Below are 26994 nucleotides of genomic sequence, written 5' to 3'. Positions count from 1 at the left end.
TGGTTAACAAAACAACATGTAGAGGAAGTTTTATGATGGCTACTGTTCCAACCCTGACTTATCTGCAGTCTGACGAAAGCGTTATTCAGCAACTTATTACCCACCCGGTGCCGGCCGATGCGGACCTTTTCGCAACCGTCGATCGTTGCGCCGCCCTGGTGAGCGTGCTGCTCGAAACCGATGATACCGCGACCCGCGCTGCACTCTGTGAACGCCTGCTGCAAACCCTTCGTCAGCTGCGACACCTCAGTGATGCCGACCTTCCGCCGCACCTGATAACCCAACTTATCGAAGGGGAAAAACTCACCTCCTGCGTGCCGGACTGCTGGCAGGAGACCGCGATCCAGGTGGATTATGCTCTGGACCTGACGCAAGCGATTATGGGCGGAACCCTTCCTGCCAGCGTCGCGAAAGGACTGACCGGTCTGCTGCACGATCTGGTTTGGTTGCTGGCTGCGTTTGTGAAAGAGCCCTATATTACGACGCACTGATTGCAGGCGATGTCATAAGGGGCTTGCCGCCCCTTTGATGACACAATTCAGCACTTCCCAAACGTTTATTACTGTGTCGAGCAATAACCCTAAAGTGCAGGCAAATAATGATTATGCGCGAAGTAAAGCGCGACACCTTATGAGGTTATTGTCCAGTCATCCATTACGGTTCTCCGATGCCGGGCAGGTAGCCAATGCTGAGCATAATGCTCTGGCACATAAGCTAACTAATCAGAGCTGATATCTCCAGGAAATCGGCTATATCAGGCCGTTCATCTATAATGACTATTGCAGTTGAAATTGCACAGGAAGCTGCACCCTGGTCAACACTCAGCTGAAAGCGTTCAAATAACGTGGCCATATAAATAAGTCAGTGAGGCCGAGAGGGACTGACTTGCCCCCAATAACACTTAAGAATTAATAAAATTCTGTTTATCCGGGAGATTGATAATGAAAATAACCAGGTTTGTATATTCCGCTTTAATTGGCGTTGTCGCCAGCTGCCGTTCTATGACGCCGATGGCGGCCCTCGCAGCAGCACGCCTTGCCAGGCGCGACACACCGGGGAGCCTCATGCTGTTGGACCGTCCGTTATTCAAATTTGGCGCGTTAGCGATGGGGGCAGGTGAGCTGTTTGGCGACAAGATGAAGTCAGCGCCAGACCGCACCGTGTTTTTGGGCTTGTCAGCGCGTGTGGCCAGTGCAGGAATTGCGGGCGCCGCGTTGGCACCCAAGGGAGAAGAAAAAACCGGGGCAGCAATCGCTATCTCTGCCGCTGTGCCACTTGCCTATGCCACACTTGCGGCACGCAAAAAAGCCATAGCAGAAATTGGGCAGACCAGAAGTGGCATAATTGAAGATACGCTCATCGTCGCTATCGGAGCAGCGGTTGTCTACTTCGCAACACGGCCAAAACGTCTTTAAACGTTCTCAATCTTAAAAGGTTTATAACCGGCAGGTCATAATGAAGGGGCCAGTAACGGCTTCTGGCACGAAGCGGTCTCCGGCACCTGCTATGATTATGCGCGGCTTTCTGAGCTTAATCGGCAACCAGCCACATATCGGCTTCTTCAAACATCTCTTCGAGCATACGGTTCAGCTTTTCCCGATCGCTTTTACTGGCATCGCTATTCAGACCGTTCGCCTGCATCGGCTTAACCTTTACCTCGGCATCCGGAAAGATCCGATGCACTCGCTTCGTCAGTTCAGCCAGGATGATCTCCCTGGCGCCCGGAAGCCCGGCAACATTTCGTTTGTCGTACACCAGTTCAACGAACATCACATACCCCTTATCAATACTGTTTTAATGTACAGCATTTTCACCGGGGTAATGATGCCTGTCAAGGTCGCCCGAATGACTGTATTCATAATCGTCGTGCGGTGTCCTCTAACCAGTCAGGAAGGTGTGATTGATACCAGGTTTGATACAAGGAGAACGCGCTCTTTTGCCGCTCGTAAAGTAACACAATGACTTCCGTGACAATCCATGCCTTAGCGATGGCAATTTCTCTCGTTAATTCATTGACACTATGGTGATACGTTAACGTGCAGTAGCGTTCAGCGAGGTCTGCATACGCGCGCATCGTCCCCATTCCCTTTATAAGTGGGGCAAGGTCGATAGCAGGACTCCCTTTTCCAAACCGTTCCCAGTCGAACAGCACGACCCCACCATTTTCTCTTCTTCCCCAGTTACCCGCATTGCTGTCCCCTGAAATCAGACGGTGGCCGCTAAACAGCACATCACTACGCTGCTGAAATTGCTGAAGCTGCCGTGCGCTTTGTTCAGGTAACGCCAGCAGGATGAGCGCTTTTTCGAGCGCCCTTTCTGACCATGAGTGCGGGTGGTAGTGCCATGCGGTATTCACTGGATAACGGTGCAGACGTGCCAGCATCGTGAGAACCTCATCACTGGCGACATTAGACTGTTCAACCGGGTAAGGAATATACTCCATGCATAATTTGCGCAGGGTGGCATCGGCGGAAAAGAGCGCCGGGGTCGCAATGCCCACCTCGTTAAGCGCCGTGGCAGCGTTCTGATAGAAACCAAACTCCACCGCGCCAACAGGAGACTTTTCAATAACGGCCTGACCGCTATGGCTGACCGTTAGCGCCACGTTGGCGGCACCCATTCTGGATAAATCCCGTGCAGGCATACACGATCCTCTCAGCAGTAGCGGGTGGGTTGCTCAGGATCCAGAGTGTAACGTAAAAGGGCCGAACTGCCGCCCGCATTGCAGGCGGCATTTACTATCAGAACAGAACCGAGTAGTTCAGGCCAAAGGTACGGCCACGGCCTTTGTAGGTATAGAGGTTTTCAGCACCGTAGGTTGGGCTATACAGACCCGGTGCGCGCTGGCCCCATGCGGTGGTGTAATCTTCATCCAGCAGATTTTCGACGCTGAAGCTCAGCTTACCGACCGGCAGAAGATAACTGCCCAGGAAGTCCACGGTGTTATAACCATCGATCTTCTTACCGGCTTCATCAGACAGATCGAACGTCTGGGTGCTTTGCACACGCAACGTCCAGTCGCCCGGCGCCCAGGTGACCCATGCGCTCATTTTGGACGGGCTGGCGCTGTCTACCGTCAGCTTCTCCCATTTTCCGTCGACGCGGGTTTCCGATTTGATGACGTTGAAGTTTGTGCCGGTGCTCCACTCGCTGTCAGTGAAGAAATAGTCGATCTGGCCTTCAACACCGTAGATACGACGTTCGTCATCTTCAACGTTGATGGTCATGTCGCTTTTATTAATGTTGATGGTTTTGTCAGACAGAGAGTAATACCCGGCAATCTGCGTACGCAGGTTATCCCCGGTGTAACGCCAGCCCAGCTCGTAGGCATCAACCTTGATCCCATCGAGTTTTGAGTCGTTCACGTTCACGCTGTTGACCAGGCGATAATGGCCGTTCACCAGCTGATAGGTGCCGGAGCCGTAATATTTCGCCAGATCCGGGATCTCAAAGCCCTGGGAGAAGTTAAACCACAGCTGCTGGCGTTCGGTCAGATGACCCAGAATACCGGCGTTAAACAGCAGGTTGTTGTAATCCGTCTTGCCGCCCGGCACGGCGTCTGCGGAGGTCGCTCTGCCTGTGGCAATGGCCTGCTGCTGCGTGTAGCCAATAAAATCATCGACCTTGTTTTCCGTGTACTGATAGCGCACGCCACCGCTCAGGGTGATCGCGGAGAAGTCGTAGCTACTTTGCAGGAACGGGGCGAGGTTAGTGATGCTGTAGCCCGGATAGCGTCCTACGTTATAGGCATTATCCAGCTTCATTCCCCCGCTGGCCGCCGCTTTGTTGAGGTCGAAAAATTGCTGGTTGGCGTCGAAAGTTTCATGCTCGGCATCCACACCCCATGTCAGCGTCAACGCCTCCACCGGCTTGCTGTTGATGGTGAGCTTGCCGCCGTAGAAATCGGTTTTTTGCTGCGACGCGCCAATGCTGGTGACCCGACCGCCGGAAAGGGTAGGGAAGGGGTAATAGGTCAGGCTCTCATCGCGGTAGTAAATCTGGGCGAGCAGATCCTGGCCCCAGAAATCGGTATTGGAATATTGCAGGTTAATCAGGTGACGTTCGGTGCCGGGAATACGGTCGGAGTCGAGATTGTTTTTGTTATAGGCGTTGCCCGCGCCCGTTACTGCCGAGAAGTTCTCGCCCAGATAAAGGCCGTGCTTACCGTCAGATTCACTTTTGTAATACTGGGTGGTGAGCTGCAACTGCTGATGATCGTCGATATTCAGCGTGCCGGTGCCCATCACGTCCAGACGGTCAGAGTATTGCAAACCGGTCTGGGTGTTATCAATGATCACCTCATCGCCATTGCCATCGTACCAGCCGCCAAAGCGCTGATAAGCCACTGAAAGACGTCCGGAAGCGTTATCGTTACCACCGCTGACCGCCGCTGCGACGTTCTCGTCATTATCGTTATGGCTGTTAAAGCCCGTTTTCAGGCCGGTCTGGAACTCCACTTCCGTTTCCGGCTGGCCCTTTTTGGTCACGATATTGATTAAGCCGCCGGTGCTGCCACCGCCGTAGAGGGAGGTGGCGCCGGAAATGACTTCGATGCGGGAAATATTAAACGGATCGATAGAATCCAGCTGGCGGCTGTCGCTGCGCGAGGAGTTTAAACGCACGCCGTCCACCATCACCATCATGGATCGACCACGCATATTCATCCCGTAGTTGGTGCGCCCCTGGCTGCTGACGTCCATGCCGGGAATTAACTGCGCCAGCACCTCTTTGAGCTCCTTACCCCCCTGAACCTGCTGTTCAATTTCAGCCTGTTCCACAACCCAGGTGGTCTGCGCCATGTCGGCGATGCTGTGATTTGTACGGCTGGCAGAGACCACCAGCGTCTCATCTTTTTGTACTTCGGCAGAGGCATTGGCGGCTAATGTCATGAATAAACATGAGCTTAGCGCGCGATAACTGTGCGATTTCATTATTGTGATCATCCTGATTTTTCAACGTGCCGGAGGCATGGACGCCCCGTAGCGCAAAAGCATCACCGCAAAGGTGATAGTGATTATCAAGATGATATGAATAATCATTTCAATGTAAACAGGTAATGTTAAAAATTGTTTCTATAATGGCATGTTATTTATGGGGTTTTTGTGGGTGAATGGAAGCCCGAACCCCTGCTTAAGTGGGCAATATCAGAGGTTGACCCACGCGTGTCGCCGTCGTCACGACAGTAACCGCTTCCTATGGTGATGAATCATCCCCGCCATTATCTGGAAGGGATCTCAGCATCGCTGATCCTGCGCTCAGGCTTCATTTTTACAGGGCTCAGCGATTACCACAGGTTTTCTGAGCTTTTCTGACAGCCGCAGGCTCATCAGCGCCAGCAAAATAAAGGAGATTGATATGCCGACCAGCCCGTAAAACCCCGCCAGGGGATAAACCCACGAAGCTACTGCCGAGCCAAAGCCGATGCCGCCGAACATAAAGGCGCTGGTCAGCGCCAGAGCGATACCACGGTGTCGGACAGACGACAGTTCAACGATCCTGCGTTGCTGACTGGGCCAGAGCAGATCGGTGGCAAAGGCCCAGACAACGAGCATCACCAGCAATACGCCCAGCATTTTCGGCAGCAGGGTAATCAGCACGGTGTCTACAACCAGCAGCGTCATGCCCGCCATCAACAACCTTTCAGACGTAAAGCGCGCGGCGGCTCGGGTGACCCAGAGGTTGCCCAGCACGCCAGCGATGCCCAGTACCGCAAGCGCTGCGGAGAGAGCCTGCGTCCCGCCGGTGTAGGTATCGCGTATAAGCGGGGCGATAAACGAATAAAAGCTGTAAACGCCGGAGGTAATGAAAAACACCACCAGGAATGCCGTCAGGTATTTGCCTTGTGACAGGACGCTGACCATTTCAGTGAGTCGGATGCGCGACCCTGTGCTCTCATCCGGCACTGTCAGGAGAATATTCAGCCCGCTCAGCAGGCTTACCACACCCACCAGGGCAAAAAGCGCTTTTGCTCCCCACAGGCTGGCAATCCACGCGGCGAGGGGAATACCGGCGAGGCTCGCCATCGATACCCCAAGCAGCACCATCCCGATCGCGCGACCGCGTTGCTCTTCATGAACCAGCTCTGAACCCAGCGCAACCAGCACCGGGCCGATAAATCCTGCTCCTGCGCCCATCAGTATGCGGGAGGCGAGGAGCGCATCGTAGGAGGGTGACAGCGCAAACGCGAAGGCGCCAGAGCCAAAAAGCCCGATGCCTGTGAGCACCAGCTGACGGCGGCGCCAGTGACCAAACATCACCTGAACCAGCGGGGCGGCCAGGGCAAAGGTCAGGCCGAAAATACTCAGTAAGCGTGCGCTCTGCGCATCGGTCAGCTGCCAGGCGGCGGAAATAGCGGGCAGGCTGCCCGCGACAGAGAGCGCACCGGTCGCCTGGACAAAATAGGCGATGCTCAGCGCGCGCAGGGCGCGGCGCTGGGAAGCGGTGATAACAGCGTTCATGATTCATCTCCGGAAAAGAACAGGGGCGCGAGGCCCCTGCAGAGCTTACTGAACAGGGATTGGGTTATCCGCAACTGACTGGTTGAACTGATTCACCAGAGCATGTTCGTTTGCACCCGGGTTATCGCGCACAGGCAGCACGCGATCGACGATAGCTTCAATGGTGTCTGTGCCGAGCTTGTCAAACGTCTCGCTGATGAATGCATCCAGCGGCATGGCGCGCGGGTCACCACTTTTGTAAATCAGATCCGTATCCACCCACGGCGGGGAAATTTCGATGACCTGCACGCTGGTGTCGCGCAGCAGGAAGCGCTGGGAAAGGGTGTAGGAGTGAATCGCGGCTTTCGTCGCTGAATAGAGCGCGTTGGTGGCCAGCGGCAGGAAGGCCAGCACCGAGCTGTTGTTGATCAATACGGCGTCCGGCTGCTGTTTGAGGTGCTCAATAAACGCCGCGCTGACGCGCACCGGCCCCAGAATGTTAGTGTTCAGCAGCGTAACCGCCTGGGCGTCATCCAGCTCGCCTGCCGCATTGTCAAACGGCATGATACCGGCGTTATTGATGACCACGTTCAGGGCCGGATAGCGCTTCAGCACCTGTTCTGCGGCGGCCTGAATGCTGTCGGCGCGGGTCACATCCAGCACCACATAATCCATGCCCGGACTGGCGGCGGTGACATCTTTCAGCAGCGCCTCCCGGCGCCCGGAGATGATCACCTGGTTACCCAGCTGATGGAATTTTTCTGCCATCGCGCGGCCAATGCCAGAGGTACCGCCGGTAATGAAGATAGTGTTATTGGTCAGTTTCATGGTCTTACTCCTTCGCAGAATCGTTAAGGGACGGAATGGTCATGCGTGGGTCGCGAGCAAATCCGATGAGTGCCGCGTCAACCATATGCCGGGCGCTCATGACGATATTTGGATCGCGCGGGTCAACCGACAGACCGCCATTGTCACAGCACGGCGTGGCGGTGGCGCGGACCAGGTGGGTGTGCTGCGTCATGTTGTTCACCTTGTCAGTTATCGGGTTGGTGAATACATAGTACGCAGTCAGATGCTGGCGCGGCTGACGAGAAAGGTCGTGATTTCGGACATCATGATGGCCGGGGATCGGCCATCATGCGTGGAGAGGGAGAGGAGCCAGAAAAAGAGGACGATCAGGCTTTGCCGGTACGCAGCGACTGGGGTGGAATGCCGTAACCCCGGATAAAGACCTCGCGCATATGGCGGCGATCGCGAAAGCCGGACTCACGGGCAATGACCTCCATTGACAGCTTGCTCTGCTCGATCAGCAGTCGGGCATTTTCCAGCCGCAGTCCTTCAATCGCTTTGGCTGGCGATTTTCCCGTTTCAGTGCGGAACAGGCGGCTGAGCTGCCGCGCGCTGACGTGGACCGCATCCGCAATGCTCTCGATGGTCAGGGATTTGCTGAGGTTGTTACGCGCATACTCCAGGGCTGACTGCAGACGGTCGCTGCGGGGGGCGAGCATCAGCATCTCAGAGTGCTGCGTCTGCCCGCCGGAACGCCGATGGTGCATCACCAGCAGATGGGCCACGCTACGGGCCACCTCGGCACCCAGGTCTTTCTCAACCATGCCCAGCGCCATATCCAGGCCGGCGGTAAGCCCCGCAGAGGTCCAGATATTATCGTCAATGATAAAGATGCGGTCCTCTTCGACGCGGGTAGTGGGATGCAGGGTCTTGAGACTCTGCGCATGCATCCAGTGGGTAGTGGCACGACGATCAGATAACAGACCCGCCTGACCCAGCACGAACGCCCCGGTACAGATCCCCGCCACCCGTCTCGCCCGGGGGGCGTGCGTCTGCAGAAACTCAACGATACCCGGTGATGCTGGCAACTCCAGGGGCGTTAACACGCCCGCCACCAGCCAGGTATCAATCTCCATGTTGGCAGCGACTGGCTGGCTGTCAACGCCAAAGCCGTAAGAGGTTTTCACAGAGCCGCCGCGCTCTGAATAAACGTTACAATCATAAAAAGGTTCGCCAGCTACCTGGTTCGCAAACTCAAAGATACTCAGCGTGGACAATCCCAGAACCTGAAAATGATCGGAAATCAGTAAGCCTACCCGGTGCATCATTGTCTCCTGATACTCCTTTGACCAATACGTATCTGCGGTCACTCTGGAAGAAACCAGGATGAACACAGACGTTGACGGCGTGTTTCCGGATGATGCGGAAGCACACATTGCCCGCCAGGCACAGCAGGCGGGGGCAGAATATAAAATCACCGCAAGCGATAGCGGCAATCAGGTTGATATGACCGCAACGCTGTCAAAATAAGCCCAGTAAGGCCATTTCCCTGAAATGGCCTTTTATCAGGCGCTGTCCGCGGGTTGCGCATCCTGAGCACCCGGCAAAAAAGCAGGATGAGTGTGCATCAGCGCCGTGATAGCTTTGAGTTTTTCATGCAGCTGCGCATGTAGCTCGCGTATCGCAGGCGAGAACTGTTTACGGTGAGGGCAGATAAGGTTAAGTGGCACCGCCTCCCCAGGCTGATCCGGCAGCAACACCTCAAGCCGGCCTGCCAGCACGTCGGCGCTGACATCGATCCAGGATTTATAGGCAATACCCATTCCCGCCACGGCCCAGCGACGGGCAAGATCCGCATCGTCACACAGCATCCGGCTGCTCACCGTCAGCTGGCGTTTGCCGCCCCTTTCCGGGAAGGTCCATTTGTCATAAACATGACCGTTCAGCGTATAAAGCAGACAGTGATGCAGAGCCAGATCGTCGAGCTGTCGTGGGCGGCCCTTCTTATTCAGATAGGCGGGAGAGGCGACCAGCACGCGCCGGTTATCTTCCGCCAGAGGCAGCGCAACGTAGCTGCTGTTTTCCAGAAAGCCATAGCGGATAGCCACGTCCACCGGATCGCGAAACACATCGCTGACGTTATCGGACATGAATATGCGCAGCGATACTCCGGGATGCTTCTCGCAGAACGCGGTGATCACCGGCAGTAAAACGTTACGCCCGAGATCTGAGGGGACGGAAATTTTTAGCTCACCCTGGATTTCATTTTCTCCGCTCTGAAGTCGCTCCGCGCCCGCCTGAAGAATATTCAGCATCTCCTGCGCATAGGGCAGCCAGGCTTCCCCTTCGGCGGTGAGACGCAGGCTGCGGGTTGAGCGGGCAAACAGCCGTTTATTCAGATCCCGCTCAAGGCGATTGACCGCCGCGCTGACCTGGCCGGGGAGAATATCGGCTTCACGCGCGGCGCTGGAAAAACTGCCCAGCGCGGCGGAACGGACGAACAAGGTCACATCTTCAAGACGTATCATGCAGGCTCCAGAGTAGAAAAGGTTTTCAGTTCCACGCTGACAGAGGGCTTATCGTTAGCGGGCAGGGTAGACCAGATAATGTCAGCCATCACGTCGCGGTTCTCTCCGGCGTCCTCTTCAGAAATGTTAAGCCCTGGCTGCGCCACAATTGCGCTGCGGAAGTTGCGCACAAGGGTCAGCGCTTCGACAGGCTCGCGGGAGGCGTTAACCAGAAAACAGCCGTCAAAGGCGGGGTTGTTGAAGGGCGCAGCCAGCAGGAAGGCCTCATATTGTCCCAGCCATGCGGTTGTTTTTGCAGCAAAAACCAATCGTTTTAATATGCGTTCTGCGCATCAAAAAAGCCAGACTCCAGAAAATAAAAAAACCGATCGGTTTAAAATGCCTTGCTTGTTGAGCAAGGCCGCGCCGGGCCTGGCAAAACCTGTTGCAGGGGGCGCTCCCGCCACATCTTCGTTAACGAAAAAAGGCCCGGCGCTTCACGCACCGGGCCCGTTAAAAAGTAAAAAAATCAGGAGAGGCGCGGGGTTACGCTCTCCTGCGTCGCTGACGTTATGAACCCTCAGCTCACTTTGGGAAAATCGACGACGGTGTCGTTCACGCGGTTAACCATATTGGTAAACAGGATGGCGCTAACGGCACCGATAGTTTCCACGACCTGCTGCTCGCTGAATCCCGCCTGACGGAAGGTCTCGACGTGCTCAGCCGCCACGGTACCGCGGGATGAAACCAGGTACTGAACAAACTTCACCAGCGCATCAATGTGCGCATCCTCGCTGAAGCGGGCTTCGCGTAATTCATGCGTCTGATCGTCAGTGTATCCGGCCTTTTTTGCCATCAGCGTATGGGCGGCGAGACAATAGTCACAGCCAGACTCTTCGCTTACCGCCAGGTTAATGGCTTCCAGCTCACGCGCACTGAGACTCCCCTTATGCAGTGTGGCGTTCAGTTGCAGCATCTGGCCCAGTATTTCCGGGGAATGCGTGCCAATGGTCAGATAAGCATTCGGTACTTTACCCATGCTGCCTTTGATAGCGCTGAACAGCTGTGCGGTTTTACCGGTTGCTTCGCCTTCGGTGATGGCATGTAAGCGGCTCATCATTTGCTCCTGATTTCATTGCGGTAAGTGTCAGGTGACAGAACGCGAATTGTTTTGTCACGCCGGGTTCAGGAGCACACTACTGCGCCAGAAGAAGAGGAAAAAGACCGCAGCCGAGTTAAGACTTTCTTTCGAGGAGGTTAAATGGAGCTGATTACAGCGTCATAAGCATTACGTTGCATCTTATCGTACACCGTCAGTAAGCCCCCAGGCAGCTTGAGCCAGCAGCGTAATCGTTGCTATACACCCGTAAACCCGGCTGCGGTAAATATTCCCATTAAATCAGGGGGAGGAGAATCATCCCCTATACTGACAACTGCGGTTGTCATTTCCACAGGAGGCGACGCGCGGTTAATGACCTGACATCAATCTTACCTATGACCATCAGGAGAACTGTATGCAGAAACGTAATAACCTGAAAATGCTGCTGACCGCATCGGCAGTAGCCGCGATGTTCTGCACCGTCGGTGTGCAGGCCCAGTCTACAAGCGCCGCTCAGAGCAGCGCCACAAGCCAGACTGCAGCGGGCGAAAAGCTCAGCTCGGGTGACGAAAAAGCGTTGAAGGATATGGCCCAGGCCAATATCAATGAGGTTGCCGCCGCTAAAATCGCGCTGAGCAAGGCGCAGAGCAGCGACGTTAAAGCCTTCGCCCAGAAGATGGTCGACGACCACGGTAATGCCCTGACTAAAGTGCAGGGGGTCGCTGAGAAAAAAGGTGTGACCCTGCCGACCGAGCCGGATGCGCAACATAAAGCGATGGCAGATAAGCTGGAAAAAGCGAGCGGCGACGACTTTGACAAGATGTACATGGAAAACGCCGGCACCAAGGATCATAAGATGGTGCTCTCTAAGCTGCAAAGTGACGCCAAAAACATCAAGGATCCCGATGTGAAGGCCCTGGCCGACGAACACACCCCGGTGGTGGAGCAGCACCTCAAGTCAGCCGAGCAAATGATGATGGATTCAGATAAGAAAGATAACAAGTAACCCGATAGTCCGGAGGGCGCGGCTATCCAGCGCCCTCCAGGGCACCACCACAGTGCACCATCCCCGTACGTCCTCCCCAAAACGGTGAAGCCTAAGGCTTACAAAACGCCAACCTGTTCATAAACCTCATAAAAAATTTCTGGCACACCCTTTGCTTTAACCAATGTGAAAGGGCAGTGCACCACACAATTTGAAAAATAGCTGGCTAGGGTTCCGGTTCACGTATGTGGATGACTGGTCCAAGAGCTGGCGACCTCTGAGAGGTTACACGGCGGGACAAAAGCCCGGGAGACAGCAGCACCCACGGTGTCGCGCTGCCCCCTAATTTTGTGCCACTCAGAGGTCAAGCATGAAGAAAACGCCATTACTCCGCACCCTCGTATTATCGCTGGCGATGCTGGTCAGTCTCCCCACCTTTGCCGCCGTCAAAAAAGAGTTCAATGTCTGCTGGACCATCTATGCCGGGTGGATGCCCTGGGGCACGATCAGCACCAGCAAAATCATCGATAAATGGGCCGATAAATACGGCATCAAGATCAACGTCGTACAGCTCAACGACTACATCGAATCCATCAACCAGTACACCGCCGGCCAGTTTGACGGCTGCACCATGACCAACATGGACGCCCTGACCATTCCGGCGGCGGGCGGCGTGGACACAACGGCGCTGATCCTCGGCAGCTACTCGGAAGGCAACGACGGCGTGGTAATGAAGGGCGAGGGCAAAACCCTCAATGACCTGAAAGGGATGAAAATCTACCTGCCGGAACTCTCCGTTTCCCACTATCTGCTGGTGCGCGGGCTGGAGAAGGCCGGGCTGGCAGAGAAAGATGTCACCGTAGTCAACACCTCGGATGCGGATATCGTCTCCGCCTTCGGCACCGACAGCGTGCAGGCCGCCGTCGCCTGGAATCCGCAGCTCTCTGTTATCAAAGGCACGCCAAAAACCACCGAGGTGTTTAGCTCCTCGCAGGTGCCGGGCGAGCTAATTGACATGATGGTGGTTAACAGCGAAACCCTGAAGGACAACCCGGCGCTGGGCAAAGCCCTTACCGGGGCATGGTACGAAATGATGGGCCTGATGAAAGCCCAGGATGCCACTGCCCTTAATGCGATGGCAGCAGCGTCCGGCACCGATCTGACGGGCTATCAGGCGCAGCTGAAAACCACCCACCTGTTCTACACCCCGCAGGAGAACCTGGCGTTTGTCACCTCACCGGATCTGGCAAAAACCATGCAGCGCGTGGCGGCGTTCTCCTTTGATAAAGGGCTGCTGGGTGAGGGGGCACTGAGCGCCGATTTCATCGGCATGCGTTTCCCGGGGGACGTTACTCAGGGCGATGCGGGCAACGTAAAGCTGCGCTTTGATGACAGCTTCGTGAAAATGGCCGTTGCTGGCCAGCTGTGATGACGGACGGAGTCTCCATGCGACAGATTAATCGCCATCCCACCTCCGGCATGCGGCTGATGCTTGTGATGTTGCCATTTGTCCTGCTGCTGGCGGCCTACTTTTTTGGCTCGGCGGTGCGGCTGGACGCCAACCCACACGACAAGCTGCTGCCCGGCCTGCAACAGATGCTGGATGCGATCTCCCGGATGGCCTTCACCCCGGACAAGCGCAGCGGCGAGTACCTGTTCTGGGTCGACACCCTGGTGAGCCTGGCCCGGCTGCTGGTGGGGCTGGCGATTGCGTCGCTTATTGGCCTCTGCATTGGCGTGACCGCCGGGGTCTTTCCCATGTGGCGCGCCTCGCTCTCGCCGCTGATGACGGTGCTGTCGATGATCCCGCCTCTGGCGATTCTGCCGGTGCTGTTTATCGTCTTCGGCCTGGATGAGCTGTCGAAAATAATGCTGATTGTGATCGGCATTACCCCGATGCTGGCCCGGGATCTGGAGCACCGCGCCTGTGAAATCCCACCGGAAATTCTGATCAAAGCCCAGACGCTGGGGGCCAACAGCTGGACCCTGGTGCTGCGGGTAGTACTGCCGCAGCTACTCTCGCGTCTGCTCACTTCCCTGCGCCTGCTGCTGGGTTCCGCGTGGTTATTCCTTATCTCAGCGGAGGCCATCTCTTCGACTGCCGGGCTGGGATACCGCATTTTCCTCGTGCGCCGCTATATGGCCATGGATGTGATTATCCCTTACGTCCTGTGGATCACGCTGCTGGCCTGGCTGATGGACTTGGCCCTGCGCCAGCTGCACAAGCGCTGTTTCCCGTGGGCAGAAGGAGGCAAAACATGAGTTTTATCACCATCGACAATATCTGGCAGGAGTATGGCGACCACGTGGTGCTGGAGCGCCTGAATCTGCAGATTAAAGAGGGCGAGTTCTGCTCGATGGTCGGCGCGTCCGGCTGTGGGAAATCGACCTTTCTGCGCCTGCTCCTCGGCCAGGAAAAACCGAGCCGGGGCACTATCACCCTCGACGGTAAAACCCTGGTCGCCGAGCCGGACAGTCACCGGGGCGTGGTGTTCCAGCGTTACTCCGTCTTTCCGCACCTCAGCGTGCTGGATAACGTCGCTATCGGCCTCGAACTGCCGCAATCTCCGCTACTCGGACGGCTGTTTGGTGCGAAAAAACGCGCTGCGCGGGAACAGGCGGCAGAGATGCTGAAAAAAGTGGGGCTTGGCCATGCGCTGGATAAATACCCGGCACAGCTCTCCGGCGGGATGCAACAGCGTCTTGCCATCGCTCAGGCCTTTATTATGCAGCCCCGGGTGTTGCTGCTGGATGAGCCCTTTGGCGCGCTCGATCCCGGCATCCGCAAAGAGATGCATGCGCTGCTGCTGCAGCTGTGGGGCGAAACCCGCATGACGGTCTTTATGGTCACCCACGATCTCTCCGAAGGCTTCAACCTCGGTACCCGCCTGCTGGTGTTCGACAAAGTGCGCCTCGATCCGCAGGCCCCGAACGCCTACGGGGCGCGCATTACCTACGATATTCCGCTCAACGAGAGACGGCTCTCCAGCCTGAGCGGAACGACTCCCGACAACGTTTATGCCTTAAGGGGTTAACGCTATGACGACGACTTTACGTGAAGAGATCCTGCCGGGCGGCGGTCATCTCTCCTTTGTGCTTAAGCGCGGGCAGATCCTGCGCATGACCGACCCCGACGGCAGGGCGAACGTCAGCCTGATGATGCTCAACGCTCATGAGAAGAGCGAGCGCCTGAATCTGCCGGACACCCTGAAAGGCCAGCACACCGCGCGCCTGACCGCCGGGCACTGCTTTTACTCCGATATGGGCCGCGTGCTGGCGGGCATCATTGCCGATACCTGCGGCTGGCACGACCCGTTTGGCGGCGTACTCAACGCCGCCGAAGTGACGGAAAAATATGGCCAGGGGCGCTATCAGGAGCTGCGCAACGGCTTCTTCCGCAACGGCACCGACAACCTGCTGGTGGAGATGGGCAAGTGGAATCTCAACCTCGAAGATCTGCTGATGGTGGTCAACTTCTTCAGCAAAGTGACGGTGGACGACCACGGCCAGTTCAGCTTCCACAGCGGCCATTCACAGCCAGGCAGTTACGTGGAGCTGTTCGCCCCGATGGACACCCTGGTGGTGATGACTGCGCTGCAACATCCGATGGATCCGTCCAGAGAGTACGCTCCGCGTCCGGTGCAGCTGAGCTGGCGACAGGCGGAAGATGAAGAAGCGGCGATAAACGCGCTGCTGACGCGTCCGGAAAACGGTCGCGCCATCACCAACACCCAACTTTTCGCCCTGTAAGGAGCCTAATGATGACCGTAGCCAGCGTAAAAGAGGCGCAACACGCCAGCTTCCGCCATGTGATCCCGGCGGGGGAGCCCTACCTGTTTGAAGTGAAAAAAGGCCAGACCCTGCGCCTGCTGGATATGGAGGGCAACCAGGCGGTGGATACGCTGTTTTATAACGCCGATAACCCGCGGGAGCGCTACGACGCCCAGCGCACCCTGCGCCGGCAGAACAACGCTTATCTGACCAGCGGGAGCGTGCTCTACTCCAACCTCGGCAACCCGCTACTGACCATCGTGGCGGATACCTGCGGACGGCACGACACCCTCGGCGGCGCCTGCGCCCAGGAGAGCAACACCGTCCGCTATGCGCTCGACAAGCGCCATATGCACAGCTGCCGGGATAACTTCCTCTGCGCCTGTCTGCACGATGGCCGCCTGCAAAAGCGCGATATCGGGGCCAACATCAACTTCTTTATGAACGTGCCGGTGACACCCGAGGGCGGGCTGACCTTTGCCGACGGCATCTCCGCACCGGGCAAATATGTTGAGCTGAAGGCAGAGTGCAACGTCATCGTGCTGATCTCCAACTGCCCGCAGCTGAACAACCCCTGCAACGGCTGGAACCCGACCCCTGCGGAGGTGCTGATATGGAACTGACGCCGACACGCTGGCAGCGCCTGCGCCAGACGATCTATCGCCTGTTTGAACTGCGTGCCGGACGGATCCTGCCGTAAATCTTTTTCCCCGTGGACGACCATGCGGTGAGCCAGTTTCCGGCGGGACGACCCGCCACCATTGAGTCTTTACTATGTTGACGAAACTCTTGATTGCCAACCGCGGGGCGATTGCCTGCCGCATCCTACGCACGCTGCGCGCCATGAAGATCGGCGGCGTGGCGGTCTATTCCGAGGCGGATATCAGCAGCCTGCATATCCGCGAAGCCGACGAAGCCCTGAGCCTCGGCGACGGCCCGGCGGCCAATACCTATCTGGTCAGCGAAAAAATCATCGCCGCGGCGAAAGCGACCGGTGCTCAGGCGATTCACCCGGGCTACGGTTTTCTCTCCGAGAACGCCGCCTTTGCCGAGGCCTGCGAAGCGGCGGGTATTGCTTTTGTCGGCCCTACACCGGAGCAGCTGCGCCTCTTTGGTCTGAAACATACTGCCCGCGCCCTGGCGAAAGAACACGGCGTACCGATGCTGGAAGGCACCGGACTGCTGGCGGATGTGAACGCGGCGCTGGAGGCAGCGGAACAGGTCGGCTACCCGGTGATGCTGAAAAGCACCGCCGGTGGGGGCGGGATCGGGATGCGTGTCTGCTATACCCCGGCGGAACTCTTCGACGCTTTCGACGCGGTGGTGCGGCTGGGGAAAAACAACTTCAGCGACGCAGGCGTCTTTATCGAGAAGTACATTGAGCGGGCGCGTCATCTCGAAGTGCAGCTCTTTGGCGACGGCAAGGGGGAGGTGATCGCCCTCGGCGTCCGCGACTGCTCGGTACAGCGGCGTAACCAGAAGGTGCTGGAGGAGACCCCGGCGCCCAATCTGCCGGAGGGCATGGCGGATGCGCTGTGTGAGGCGGCGATTAAGCTGGGCAAAGCGGTTAACTACCGCAGCGCGGGCACGGTGGAGTTCGTCTACGACAGCGACGCCGCCCGGTTCTACTTCCTTGAAGTGAATACCCGGCTGCAGGTGGAGCACGGCGTCACCGAGCAGGTGTGGGGTGTGGATCTGGTGCGCTGGATGATTGAACTGGCGGCAGGAATTCTGCCTCCGCTGGCGGCCCTGCGCGACAGCCTGACCCCGGCGGGCCACGCCATCCAGGCGCGGGTTTATGCCGAAGATCCGGGCCGTCAGTTCCAGCCATCGCCCGGCCTGCTTACCGAGGTGGTTTTTCCGGAAGATAACCGCCGCACGCTGCGCATCGACAGCTGGGTGGAATCGGGCTGCGAAGTCCCGCCCTTTTTTGACCCGATGCTGGCAAAAATTATCGCCTGGCAGCCAACACGCGAGGCGGCGATTCAGACTCTCCACGCGGCGCTGGGTGAGACGCGTCTGTATGGGGTGGAAACCAACCGTAGCTACCTGCAGCAGATTTTAACCTTCACACCGTTCGCCTGCGGCGAGCCCTGGACCCGCTGCCTGGAAGGGCTGGACTACCACGCCGCCACGCTTGAGGTACTCAGCGCCGGGACGCAAACCACGGTGCAGGACTATCCGGGGCGCACCGGCTACTGGGCGGTAGGGGTACCGCCATCAGGGCCGATGGACAGTCGCGCGCTGCGTCTTGGCAACCGGCTGCTCGGCAACGACGAAGGGGCCGCCGGGCTGGAGATCACCCTCAGCGGCCCGACGCTGAAATTCAACTGCGATGCGCAGCTGGCGGTGACCGGGGCGGAGATCGCCTTTACTCTGGATGGCGAACCCCTTGAGACCAACCGGGTCTACCGGGTGCAGAGCGGCATGACCCTGCGGATGGGGAAGATTCGCGGCGATGGCGTCCGCAGCTATCTCTGCCTGCGCGGTGGATTTAACGTACCGGACTATCTCGGCAGCAAAAGCACCTTTACCCTGGGACAGTTTGGCGGCCACGCCGGGCGGGCGCTGCGTACCGGCGATGTGCTGCACATTTCGCCCTTAACCGCCCCATGCCCGGCGCAGACGCTTCCCCCGGCGCTCTGCACCACGCTTGAGCCTGTGCGTACGCTGCGGGTGATCTACGGCCCGCACGCCGCGCCGGAGTATTTCACCCCAGCTTACATGACAACCTTCTTCGCCACCGACTGGGAAGTGCACTTCAACTCCAGCCGCACCGGGGTGCGCCTGATCGGGCCTAAGCCTGAGTGGGTGCGCGAGAGCGGCGGCGAGGCGGGACTGCATCCGTCGAACATCCACGACAACCCCTATGCTATCGGCGCGGTGGACTTTACCGGCGATATGCCGGTGATCCTCGGCCCGGATGGCCCAAGCCTGGGCGGGTTTGTCTGCCCGGTCACCATCATCGAAGCCGATCTGCACGCCATCGGGCAGCTGAAAGCGGGGGATAAGGTGCGCTTTGTTCCCGTGGATATCGCCACCGCCCGGCAGCTTGCCCAGGCGCAGGCCGCCCAGATCGCCAGCCTGCATCCGCTGGACGTGGCGTGGCAGCCGACCGAACCCGCCTCGCCGGTGATGCTGGAGCAGGGGCAGGCTGATAAACGGCTGGTGGCGCGGCTCTCCGGCGATACACACCTGCTGCTGGAGATTGGCGATCCGGAGCTGGATCTGGTCCTGCGTTTTCGCGCCCACGCCCTGATGCAGGCTCTGGAGGCGCGGGCGCTGGATGGGGTTATCGACCTGACGCCAGGCATCCGCTCCCTGCAAATTCACTACCAGCCGGAGGCGCTGAGCCTGGCGAGCCTGCTGGATACCGTGGCCGGGCTGTGGCAGGCGGTGTGCGAACAGGATGCGCTTGAAGTGCCGTCGCGCATCGTCTGGCTGCCGCTCTCCTGGGACGATCCGGCCTGCCAGAAAGCCATCGACAAATACATGACCACCGTGCGCCGGGATGCGCCCTGGTGTCCGAGCAACCTGGAGTTTATCCGCCGCATTAACGATCTGGCGAACGTCGATGAGGTCTACAAAACGGTGTTTGACGCCAGCTATCTGGTGATGGGGCTGGGGGATGTCTATCTCGGCGCCCCGGTGGCGACGCCGCTCGATCCGCGTCATCGTCTGGTCACTACCAAGTACAACCCGGCCCGCACCTGGACGGCGGAAAACTCGGTGGGGATCGGCGGAGCCTATCTCTGCGTCTACGGCATGGAGGGGCCGGGCGGGTATCAGTTTGTCGGGCGCACCTTGCAGATGTGGAGCCGTTATCACGCCGTAGAGGATTTCGGCGGCAAGCCCTGGCTGCTGCGCTTCTTCGACCAGATACGCTTCTATCCGGTCTCTGCCGACGAGCTGCTCACCATCCGGCGCGATTTCCCGCTGGGGCGCTATCCGCTGCGCATTGAGCACACCAGCCTGAAGCTGGCGGAGTATCAGCAGTTTCTCGCTGACGAAGCGCAGGAAATTGACGCGTTTCGCGCCCATCAACAGGAAGCCTTTAACGCCGAGCGCGAGCGCTGGATTGCCAACGGCCAGGCGCATTTCGACAGCAGCGATGTGCTGGCGGATGAGGGCGATGATGCCCCGCTGCAGCCGGGTCAGGCGGGCATCGACAGCCCGGTTTCCGGCAACCTGTGGCAGGTGAGCGTGGAGGTGGGCAAAGCGGTCCGCGAGGGGGATGTGCTGGTGGTGCTGGAGTCGATGAAGATGGAGATCCCGCTGCTTGCCACCCAGGATGGGATTGTCAGTCAGGTGCGCGTCCAGCCGGGCTCCCCGGTACGGGCGGGTCAGTGTGTGGTGGTCCTGGAGAAAACAGTATGAAGCATCCCTTTGATTTACGTCTCGATGTACTGACGCAGGCCTACCGCGAAGGCCGCCTCACCCCGCGGGAGGTGATTAACACCCTGCGCGAGCGGGCGCTGGCGCTAAACCCTGAGTTCAACGCCTTTATTTATCTGCTCACATCCGAGGAGCTGGAGCCATATCTGGCGGCGCTTGAGGATCAATCCCCGCAGACGCTTCCCCTCTACGGCGTGCCGTTTGCCATTAAAGACAATATCGATCTGGCGGGCATCGTCACCACCGCCGCCTGCCCGGCGTTTGCATACCGGGCTGAGCAGGATGCCACTATCGTCGGCCAGCTGATCGCCCTGGGGGCAATCCCGCTGGGGAAAACCAACCTCGACCAGTTCGCTACCGGCTTAAACGGCACCCGCTCGCCGTATGGTGCCTGTCGTAACAGCGTCAATGCGGATTATCCATCCGGGGGCTCCAGCGCGGGGTCGTCGCTGGCGGTGGCGCTGGGGGTGGCGAGTTTTGCCCTCGGCACCGACACTGCCGGGAGCGGGCGCGTTCCAGCATCGCTCAACAACCTGGTCGGGCTTAAGGCCACCAAAGGGTTAATTTCCACCGCCGGAGTGGTGCCTGCCTGCCGCACCCTGGACTGCGTGACCTTCTTTACCACCACGGCGGAAGAGGCGAGCCAGCTGCTGGCGCTCACGGCAGTGAAAGATCCGCGCGACGACTACAGCCGCGCCAATCCAGCCTGGAACGGCGCGCAGGCGTTTGGTCTGCCTGAGGCCGGGTTCCGCTTCGGCGTACCGGATCGGCTGGAATTCCTTGGTTGCTCCGAGAGCGAAGCGCTCTATCACGCCGCAAAAGCGCGGTTGATCGCCCTCGGCGGCGTGCCGGTGACCATCGACTTTTCGCCGTTTCTGGCGGCAGCGACGCTGCTCTATAACGGCCCGTGGGTGGCGGAGCGCTATCACGTGGCGGGGAAACTGATTGCGCAGCAACCGGATGCAGTGCTGCCGGTGATCCGCGATGTGCTGAGCAAAGCGCCTGGTACCGATGCGGTCGCGGCCTTTGACGCGCAGTATCAGCTTCAGCATTTTAAACGCCTGTGCGATGAGGTCATGGCGACCCTTGACTGCGTGCTCACGCCCACCTATCCACGCCCGGTGACGCTGGCCGAGCTGGCGGAGGAGCCGGTAAAGCGCAATTCTGAGCTGGGGATCTATACCAACTTTATGAACCTGCTGGACTATGCCGCCGTGGCGGTGCCTGCCGGGTTCATGGCGAATGGCCTGCCGTCAGGCGTGACGCTGTTTGGCCGGGCCTTTACCGACCAGTATCTGCTGAGCCTTGCCGGGGCGTTACAACGTCACCAGAATCTGCCGCTACCCGGCGATCGTGCGTTACAGGCGACGGCACCCCTGACCACGGCCAGCCACGATCGCCTGCCGGTGGTGGTTTGCGGGGCACATCTGGACGGCCTGGCGCTGAATCACCAGCTTCGCCAGCGCGGGGGAACCTTGCGCGAAACCACCCGCAGCGCGCCGCATTATCGCCTGTTTGCCCTCGCCGACGGGAAACGGCCCGGCATGGTGCGCGACCGCGAACAGGGGGCAGCAATTGCCGTGGAAGTGTGGGAGCTGCCCCATGCCGAGGTGGGATCGTTTCTGGCGGGCATTCCGGCGCCACTGGGACTGGGGAAAGTAGAGCTTGAGGACGGGCGCTGGTTAACCGGGTTTATCTGTGAGGAGTACGACCTGCAGGGGGCACAGGATATTACCGCTTTCGGCGGCTGGAGAGCCTGGCTTACTCATCAGCAGTAAGCCAGGAGAGGGTTAACGGTAGAGCGGCTTTTCGGCGACCGGGGTCAGCAAGCCGGATTGCCACTCTGCCAGCGTCAGCTGTGCCAGTTTGCCCAGCGCGCGGTAGAACGGGTGGCCTGCGTTTTCGACAAACACGGAAAGAAAGCGCGTGCTCCAGGGCAGCAGATGCCAGGCCAGCAGCTGGTCGCGCTCTGCATCCCGGCCCGTTTCTGCCAGCCATGCCGCCATCAACAACAGGGTGCCAACGTGATCTTCCGGCTCGTTGTTTGCCATCTCAAACACAATGCCGTTTTCCCGCATCCACTGGCGCAACGCCAGGGTGGAATCCCCGAACAGTACGCTCTCGCGATCCAGCCAGACCGAGCCCCACGGCGGCGCGGGCAGCGCCCACGGGCCCAGAAACAGCCGCTGCCAGGCGGTACGCAAAGGTTCATCGGCAGGCTGGCGAAGCTCGTCGGCAATGGGGGCCAACAGGGACTCATCCAGCGGCCAGTCCTGCTGCCAGTTGTTGTGGGTTAAGGCCGTGACCAGCGGCGCGGCTTCGGGGCTATCCGGATCGTAGTAAAACAGCGCGCCCAACACACGGGCAGTAAAGGCAAACGACTCTCTCATGACTTCATCCTTCATTTGCGCGGGTTGCCCCGCGCTGAAACATTAATTGGCTACGCCTTTTCAATTTGCACCAGATTGGTGTGCTGCGGATTGCCCTTCGCCAGAGGAGACGGACGATGGGTTGTCAGCGTGTTGATGCAGGAGCCGTGGTCAATGCGATCCCCGGTCATGTTGGCATCGTGCCAGGCTCCCTGGCCCATCGCGCTGACGCCCGGCATAATGCGCGGCGTCACTTTCGCCGGAATGCGCAACTCACCGCGGGCATTATAAACCCGCACCATGTCGCCGTTTTTGATCCCGCGCGATGCAGCGTCCACCGGATTGAGCCACACCTCCTGACGGCAGGCGGCCTGCAGCACATCGACGTTGCCATAGCTGGAATGGGTGCGGGCCTTGAAGTGGAAGCTAAACAGCTGCAGCGGAAACTGGCTGCGGTCAGGATCGTCCCAGCCTTCGAAGGTGGAGGCGTAGACCGGCAGCGGGCTGATGGTTTCATCCTTCTCCAGCTGCCAGGTGCGGGCAATATCGGCCAGCCTGCTGGAGTAGATCTCGATTTTGCCTGACGGCGTTTTAAGCGGATTAGCGACCGGATCGTCGCGGAATTTTTTGTAGGCAACGAAATGCCCGTTCGGATCTTTACGCTTGTAGATGCCCATCGCTTTTAATTCCTCGTAAGAGGGAAGCTGCGGATCTTTCGCCACCATCTTCGCGTAGAGATACTGCAACCATTCGGCCTGGGTCCGGCCTTCGGTAAAGCGCTGATAGACGTTCGGGCCGAGACGCTTCGCCACCTCGCTCATGATCCAGTAGATGGGCTTGCGTTCGAATTTTGGCGCGGTCACCGGCTGGAGGAAGATGAGATAACCCATGTTCCCGGCATAGTCGTTGGGAATGATGTCCTCCTGCTCGACGGTCATCAGATCCGGCAGCAGCAGATCGGCATATTTCGCCGAAGAGGTCATAAAATTGTCAATCACCACAATCATTTCGCATTTACTTTCGTCCTGCAAAATGTCGTGGGTTTTATTGATGTCCGAATGCTGGTTAATGAGGGTGTTACCGGCATAGTTCCAGATGAACTTGATCGGCACGTCGAGCTTATCCTTGCCGCGCACCCCGTCGCGGGTGGCGGTCATCTCCGGCCCGCGAGCAATGGCGTCGGTCCAGCTGAAGCAGGAGATCTGCGTTTTGACCGGATTCTCCGACAGCGGCATCCGCTCAATGGTGATGGTGTAAGTGGATTCACGCGCGCCGCTGTTGCCGCCATTAATACCGACGTTGCCGGTCAGGATAGGGAGCATGGCTATGGCGCGGGAGGTGAGCTCGCCATTGGCCTGGCGCTGCGGCCCCCAACCCTGGCAGATGTAGGCCGGTTTCGCGGTGCCAATTTCCCGGGCCAGCTTAATGATGCGATCGGCGGGAATGCCGGTGATGCGCGAGGCCCACTCCGGGGTTTTGGCGGTGGCATCATCACCCTGGCCCAGAATATAAGCCTTGTAATGACCATTCGCGGGCGCGCCTTCCGGCAGGGTGGTTTCGTCGTAACCGACGCAATATTTATCGAGGAAGGGCTGGTCGACGAGGTTTTCGTTAATCAGCACCCAGGCGATGCCCGCCACCAGCGCGGCATCCGTTCCCGGTCGAATCGGGATCCACTCATCTTCACGCCCGGCGGCGGTGTCGGTGTAACGAGGATCGATGACGATCATGCGCGCATTCGAGCGTTCGCGCGCCTGTTCAAGGTAATAGGTGATCCCGCCGCCGCTCATGCGCGTTTCCGCCGGGTTATTACCAAACATCACCACCAGCTTGCTGTTTTCGATATCCGAGGTGCTGTTGCCCTCGTTGCTGCCGTAGGTGTAGGGCATCGCGCAGGCGATCTGGGCGGTGCTGTAAGTCCCGTAATGGCTCAAAAAGCCGCCGTAGCAGTTCATCAATCGGGCCACAAGCGAGGCGTAAGGTGATGAGCGGGTGATGTTACCGCCAACAATACCGGAAGAGTAATTAATGTAGACCGCTTCGTTGCCGTATTTACCCACCACGTTACGCAGGCTGGTGGTGAGCAGATCCAGGCTTCATCCCAGGAGATGCGTTCAAACTTCCCTTCACCGCGTTTGCCCACACGTTTCATGGGATAGTTCAGGCGATCGGGATGGTTGATGCGTCGACGAATCGAGCGTCCGCGCAGGCAGGCGCGCACCTGATGGTTGCCATAGGTGTCGTCGCCGGTGTTGTCTGTTTCAACCCAGTACACTTCATCGTCACGCACGTGCAGCCGCAGCGCGCAGCGGCTGCCGCAGTTGACCGAACAGGCGCCCCAGACCACTTTATCTGCGCGTGCCTGCTGCACTGCCGCGGCTGCGGGACGTAAACCAAAGGGTAATGACAGGCCGCCCGCGGCAAGCGCAAGGGATCCGATGGCGGTCGATTTGACGAGGGTACGGCGGCTGATCCCGCCGCTATGCTCACTATCTGACATGACTCACTCCATTACGTTCGTCGTTTGAAAACTGATTTCAGCCGTGATGACGATCGGGCTAATGGAGGGGAGTGTTACCCATTAAGTAGGGGGTGGTATTAATGTATATCAAAACAAACGAAATTCCCCCGCGCTAACGGGGGGAATATTCACTGCGGCTCGCGAGGTGCAGGGGCCTGATTGCCGCCTCCGCTTACCGGATAGTTGCCGCTGCTGGTGCGGGTATAGAGGATTTTGAGGGTGTCATTGGCACAGTGGCCTACCACTTCGGCGTCGGGTTTGTCGGCCTGATCGTTCGGCACGATGTTCAGCATAAAGCCGCTCTCCGGCACGCCGTTATTGATGATCCGCTGCTGAATATCGCTTTTGATGCGCTCGCAATTATCGGGTGCCGCCAGCGCGGCCGGGGCAATGCCCGCCAGCAAAAGTGCAGTAATCCAGGGTAACCGTTTCATATCTGCCTCCTTACGACTGTGTATGACTATAATAGTAGCAGGGATAGTGTAAACGTTTGTATTTGCTACACTGCCCGGGATCCTCTTCTGCTATTGGTAGGTCATGTGAATAAACACGCGCTTATGTTTGTCATGGCGGCTCTGTTGGCGGGGTGTGATAACACCGCCGCGCCGCTGTCGTTTACGCCAGAGATGGCCAGTTTTTCTAACGAATTTGATTTTGATCCCCTGCGCGGACCGGTGAAAGATTTCAGCCAGACGCTGTTCAATGATAAGGGGGAAGTGGCCAAGCGCGTCAGCGGCACGCTCTCTACGGAGGGCTGCTTCGACAGCCTGGAACTGCACGATCTGGAGGCGAATACCGGCATCGCCCTGGTGCTGGACGCCAACTACTATCTGGATGCGCAAACCCAGCAGAAAAAGCTGCGGCTACAGGGCAAATGCCAGCTGGCGGAACTGCCCGCATCGGGGATTTCATGGGATACCGATGACAACGGTTTTATCGTCAGCGCCCACGGCAAAGATATGGAGGTGAACTATCGCTACGATGCAGATGGCTATCCACTCGGTAAAACCACCGTCTCCGGGGAGCAGCAGCTTTCCATTACGGCCACACCGGCGGCGGACAAGCGTAAGAAACTGGACTACACCTCGGTCAGCCAGCTAAACGATAAGCGGCTGGGTAAGGTGAAGCAGACCTGCGATTACGATCGCCACGACAACCCGGTGGCGTGCGAGCTGGTGGTTACCGATGAGAGCGTGAAGCCGGCGGTGTCGCGCAAGTACACCATCAAAAACACGATTGAGTACTACTAAGCACCGCGCAAGAGCCTGCGCGGTGCGTACGGGAACAATCAGGGAGCCAGGGCACGGCCAGTGCGACGGTCAAGGCAGCGCAGGGTGTTGGGCTCCCAGTAGGCGTTCATATTGGCGCTCTGCTGGCATTTATCCCGGGCGTCAAAAGCGACGTCTTCTTTATCCCACTCTTTTTCCACGCGGCTGTTCACCTTATGGCGCAGGCTGCGGGTATCGTTCCACTGCTCTTTATCCATGGCGGCATTTTGACGGCTCTGGGCGCTGTCGCCAGATTCAATAATCAGTTTACTGGTGTTGGCGGATACTGGCGCGATGAAAACAGCAGCCAGCAGGGCAGCCAGGCAGAGGCGTGTGCTCATTTTACGCATAGCGATTTCCTTGTAGACGGTGGACATTCGATAATTCCACCGAAGTTGTTACATCAGTCCATTTTGAGGGCATACCCACATCAGGCGTGTGGAAGGGTTCCTTTCACATTCAGGTATGATACCTCATCACACATCAGACAACGTTAAATATGTTTAAAACAACTTTGCTCTTTTTTGCCACCGCATTGTGCGAAATTCTCGGCTGTTTTCTGCCCTGGCTCTGGCTGAAGAAAGGCGCTTCGATACTGTTGTTGATTCCCGCGGGCGTGGCACTGGCGCTGTTTGTCTGGCTGCTCACGCTACATCCCGCGGCAAGCGGGCGCGTCTATGCCGCTTATGGCGGGGTCTATGTCTGCACGGCGCTGTTGTGGTTGCGGGTGGTCGATGGCGTGAAGCTAAGCCTCTACGACTGGGCCGGAGCGCTGGTGGCGCTGTGCGGCATGCTGATTATCGTGGCAGGCTGGGGGCGCGCCTGAGCGCCCAATCTGTGATCCAGCGAAGGT

The 26994-nt window shown here is 58.3% G+C and carries 26 protein-coding genes, 1 pseudogene and 1 riboswitch; of the genes and pseudogenes, 13 read left to right on the top strand and 14 right to left on the bottom strand.

Features of this window, described 5'->3' with window-relative positions; all coding sequences use genetic code 11:
• Positions 1-35 precede the first annotated feature (35 nt).
• Together DVA44_RS12780 and DVA44_RS12775 are read left to right on the top strand one after the other, a co-directional pair.
• Positions 36-491 carry a hypothetical protein gene (locus tag DVA44_RS12780; RefSeq protein WP_114388418.1) on the top strand — a complete coding sequence of 152 codons (456 nt, stop codon included), beginning with the start codon at positions 36-38 and terminating at the stop codon, positions 489-491.
• A 450-nt stretch (positions 492-941) separates the two neighbouring features.
• Positions 942-1415, top strand: a complete 474-nt coding sequence (locus DVA44_RS12775; RefSeq protein WP_114315112.1) for a hypothetical protein — start codon at positions 942-944, stop codon at positions 1413-1415.
• A gap of 115 nt (positions 1416-1530) precedes the next feature.
• Here DVA44_RS12775 and DVA44_RS12770 read toward each other — a convergent pair whose 3' ends face one another.
• The 7 genes from DVA44_RS12770 to DVA44_RS12740 all read right to left on the bottom strand — a co-directional run bounded on the left by DVA44_RS12770 (position 1531) and on the right by DVA44_RS12740 (position 8551).
• Positions 1531-1770, bottom strand: a complete 240-nt coding sequence (locus tag DVA44_RS12770; protein ID WP_103179457.1) for a DinI family protein — start codon at positions 1768-1770, stop codon at positions 1531-1533.
• Positions 1771-1855: 85 nt separating this feature from the next.
• On the bottom strand, positions 1856-2644 hold the full coding sequence (locus DVA44_RS12765) for a phosphotransferase family protein (protein ID WP_114387149.1): 789 nt from the start codon (positions 2642-2644) through the stop codon (positions 1856-1858).
• Positions 2645-2741: 97 nt separating this feature from the next.
• Positions 2742-4931 carry a TonB-dependent siderophore receptor gene (locus DVA44_RS12760; RefSeq protein ID WP_114387148.1) on the bottom strand — a complete coding sequence of 730 codons (2190 nt, stop codon included), beginning with the start codon at positions 4929-4931 and terminating at the stop codon, positions 2742-2744.
• A gap of 324 nt (positions 4932-5255) precedes the next feature.
• On the bottom strand, positions 5256-6458 hold the full coding sequence (locus DVA44_RS12755) for an MFS transporter (protein ID WP_114387147.1): 1203 nt from the start codon (positions 6456-6458) through the stop codon (positions 5256-5258).
• Positions 6459-6503: 45 nt separating this feature from the next.
• Positions 6504-7265, bottom strand: a complete 762-nt coding sequence (locus DVA44_RS12750) for an SDR family oxidoreductase (RefSeq protein ID WP_114387146.1) — start codon at positions 7263-7265, stop codon at positions 6504-6506.
• Between the two features lie 4 nt (positions 7266-7269).
• Positions 7270-7458: a hypothetical protein gene (locus tag DVA44_RS12745; RefSeq protein WP_114387145.1), complete on the bottom strand. Its 189-nt coding sequence runs from the start codon at positions 7456-7458 to the stop codon at positions 7270-7272.
• Between the two features lie 154 nt (positions 7459-7612).
• On the bottom strand, positions 7613-8551 hold the full coding sequence (locus DVA44_RS12740) for a GlxA family transcriptional regulator (RefSeq protein WP_114387144.1): 939 nt from the start codon (positions 8549-8551) through the stop codon (positions 7613-7615).
• Between the two features lie 61 nt (positions 8552-8612).
• On the opposite strand from DVA44_RS12740, the gene DVA44_RS12735 reads away from it, so the two are divergent.
• Positions 8613-8756: a YdgH/BhsA/McbA-like domain containing protein gene (locus tag DVA44_RS12735; RefSeq protein ID WP_114315107.1), complete on the top strand. Its 144-nt coding sequence runs from the start codon at positions 8613-8615 to the stop codon at positions 8754-8756.
• Between the two features lie 35 nt (positions 8757-8791).
• On the opposite strand, the gene DVA44_RS12730 is transcribed toward DVA44_RS12735, so the two are convergent.
• The 3 genes from DVA44_RS12730 to DVA44_RS12720 all read right to left on the bottom strand — a co-directional run bounded on the left by DVA44_RS12730 (position 8792) and on the right by DVA44_RS12720 (position 10850).
• Positions 8792-9754 (bottom strand): LysR family transcriptional regulator, encoded by a 963-nt coding sequence (locus tag DVA44_RS12730; RefSeq protein ID WP_114315106.1) that lies wholly within the window; start codon positions 9752-9754, stop codon positions 8792-8794.
• Positions 9751-10062, bottom strand: coding sequence for a hypothetical protein (locus DVA44_RS12725; protein WP_114315105.1), 312 nt, complete (start codon positions 10060-10062; stop codon positions 9751-9753). The genes DVA44_RS12730 and DVA44_RS12725 overlap by 4 nt, the downstream gene beginning before the upstream one ends.
• Positions 10063-10313: 251 nt before the next feature.
• The gene (locus DVA44_RS12720) at positions 10314-10850 is read right to left on the bottom strand and encodes a carboxymuconolactone decarboxylase family protein (protein WP_103824485.1); all 537 of its coding nucleotides are present in this window, start codon (positions 10848-10850) and stop codon (positions 10314-10316) included.
• Positions 10851-11247: 397 nt separating this feature from the next.
• Between DVA44_RS12720 and DVA44_RS12715 the strand changes: the two genes are divergently transcribed.
• The 8 genes from DVA44_RS12715 to atzF all read left to right on the top strand — a co-directional run bounded on the left by DVA44_RS12715 (position 11248) and on the right by atzF (position 21761).
• On the top strand, positions 11248-11838 hold the full coding sequence (locus DVA44_RS12715; RefSeq protein ID WP_114315103.1) for a DUF4142 domain-containing protein: 591 nt from the start codon (positions 11248-11250) through the stop codon (positions 11836-11838).
• 194 nt (positions 11839-12032) lie between these two features.
• Positions 12033-12131, top strand: a riboswitch (guanidine-I (ykkC/yxkD leader).
• Between the two features lie 56 nt (positions 12132-12187).
• Entirely contained in the window at positions 12188-13246 is a 1059-nt protein-coding gene (locus DVA44_RS12710) for a putative urea ABC transporter substrate-binding protein (RefSeq protein WP_114387143.1), read from the top strand.
• Between the two features lie 17 nt (positions 13247-13263).
• Positions 13264-14079: an ABC transporter permease gene (locus DVA44_RS12705; protein WP_114387142.1), complete on the top strand. Its 816-nt coding sequence runs from the start codon at positions 13264-13266 to the stop codon at positions 14077-14079.
• Positions 14076-14852, top strand: a complete 777-nt coding sequence (locus DVA44_RS12700; protein ID WP_114387141.1) for an ABC transporter ATP-binding protein — start codon at positions 14076-14078, stop codon at positions 14850-14852. Before DVA44_RS12705 ends, DVA44_RS12700 begins: the two co-directional genes overlap by 4 nt.
• Positions 14853-14856: 4 nt before the next feature.
• The gene (locus DVA44_RS12695; RefSeq protein WP_114387140.1) at positions 14857-15567 is read left to right on the top strand and encodes an urea amidolyase associated protein UAAP1; all 711 of its coding nucleotides are present in this window, start codon (positions 14857-14859) and stop codon (positions 15565-15567) included.
• Between the two features lie 8 nt (positions 15568-15575).
• On the top strand, positions 15576-16211 hold the full coding sequence (locus DVA44_RS12690) for an urea amidolyase associated protein UAAP2 (protein WP_114387139.1): 636 nt from the start codon (positions 15576-15578) through the stop codon (positions 16209-16211).
• A gap of 151 nt (positions 16212-16362) precedes the next feature.
• Positions 16363-19965: an urea carboxylase gene (uca, locus tag DVA44_RS12685; protein WP_114387138.1), complete on the top strand. Its 3603-nt coding sequence runs from the start codon at positions 16363-16365 to the stop codon at positions 19963-19965.
• On the top strand, positions 19962-21761 hold the full coding sequence (gene atzF / locus DVA44_RS12680) for an allophanate hydrolase (protein WP_114387137.1): 1800 nt from the start codon (positions 19962-19964) through the stop codon (positions 21759-21761). Before uca ends, atzF begins: the two co-directional genes overlap by 4 nt.
• A gap of 12 nt (positions 21762-21773) precedes the next feature.
• Here the strand turns inward: atzF and dmsD are convergent, their stop codons facing one another.
• From dmsD to DVA44_RS12665, 3 genes and pseudogenes are all read right to left on the bottom strand, one after another.
• The gene (gene dmsD / locus DVA44_RS12675; protein ID WP_114387136.1) at positions 21774-22388 is read right to left on the bottom strand and encodes a Tat proofreading chaperone DmsD; all 615 of its coding nucleotides are present in this window, start codon (positions 22386-22388) and stop codon (positions 21774-21776) included.
• Between the two features lie 35 nt (positions 22389-22423).
• Positions 22424-24852: pseudogene (ynfE, locus tag DVA44_RS12670) on the bottom strand (selenate/tellurate reductase subunit YnfE).
• Positions 24853-25001: 149 nt separating this feature from the next.
• Positions 25002-25307, bottom strand: a complete 306-nt coding sequence (locus tag DVA44_RS12665) for a DUF1161 domain-containing protein (protein WP_103824474.1) — start codon at positions 25305-25307, stop codon at positions 25002-25004.
• Between the two features lie 123 nt (positions 25308-25430).
• On the opposite strand from DVA44_RS12665, the gene DVA44_RS12660 reads away from it, so the two are divergent.
• Positions 25431-26123 carry a YnfC family lipoprotein gene (locus DVA44_RS12660; protein WP_168194516.1) on the top strand — a complete coding sequence of 231 codons (693 nt, stop codon included), beginning with the start codon at positions 25431-25433 and terminating at the stop codon, positions 26121-26123.
• Positions 26124-26161: 38 nt separating this feature from the next.
• Here DVA44_RS12660 and DVA44_RS12655 read toward each other — a convergent pair whose 3' ends face one another.
• On the bottom strand, positions 26162-26491 hold the full coding sequence (locus tag DVA44_RS12655; protein WP_114315083.1) for a DUF1283 family protein: 330 nt from the start codon (positions 26489-26491) through the stop codon (positions 26162-26164).
• Positions 26492-26640: 149 nt separating this feature from the next.
• Between DVA44_RS12655 and DVA44_RS12650 the strand changes: the two genes are divergently transcribed.
• Complete coding sequence (locus DVA44_RS12650) at positions 26641-26967, top strand: YnfA family protein (protein WP_103824473.1); 327 nt, start codon at positions 26641-26643, stop codon at positions 26965-26967.
• The last annotated feature ends 27 nt before the right edge of the window (positions 26968-26994 follow it).

The organism is Leclercia sp. W17 (genome assembly GCF_003336325.1).
Lineage (GTDB): Bacteria > Pseudomonadota > Gammaproteobacteria > Enterobacterales > Enterobacteriaceae > Enterobacter.
The sequence above is the reverse complement of the archived record's forward strand: the minus strand, read 5'-3'. Positions and strand labels throughout refer to the sequence as shown.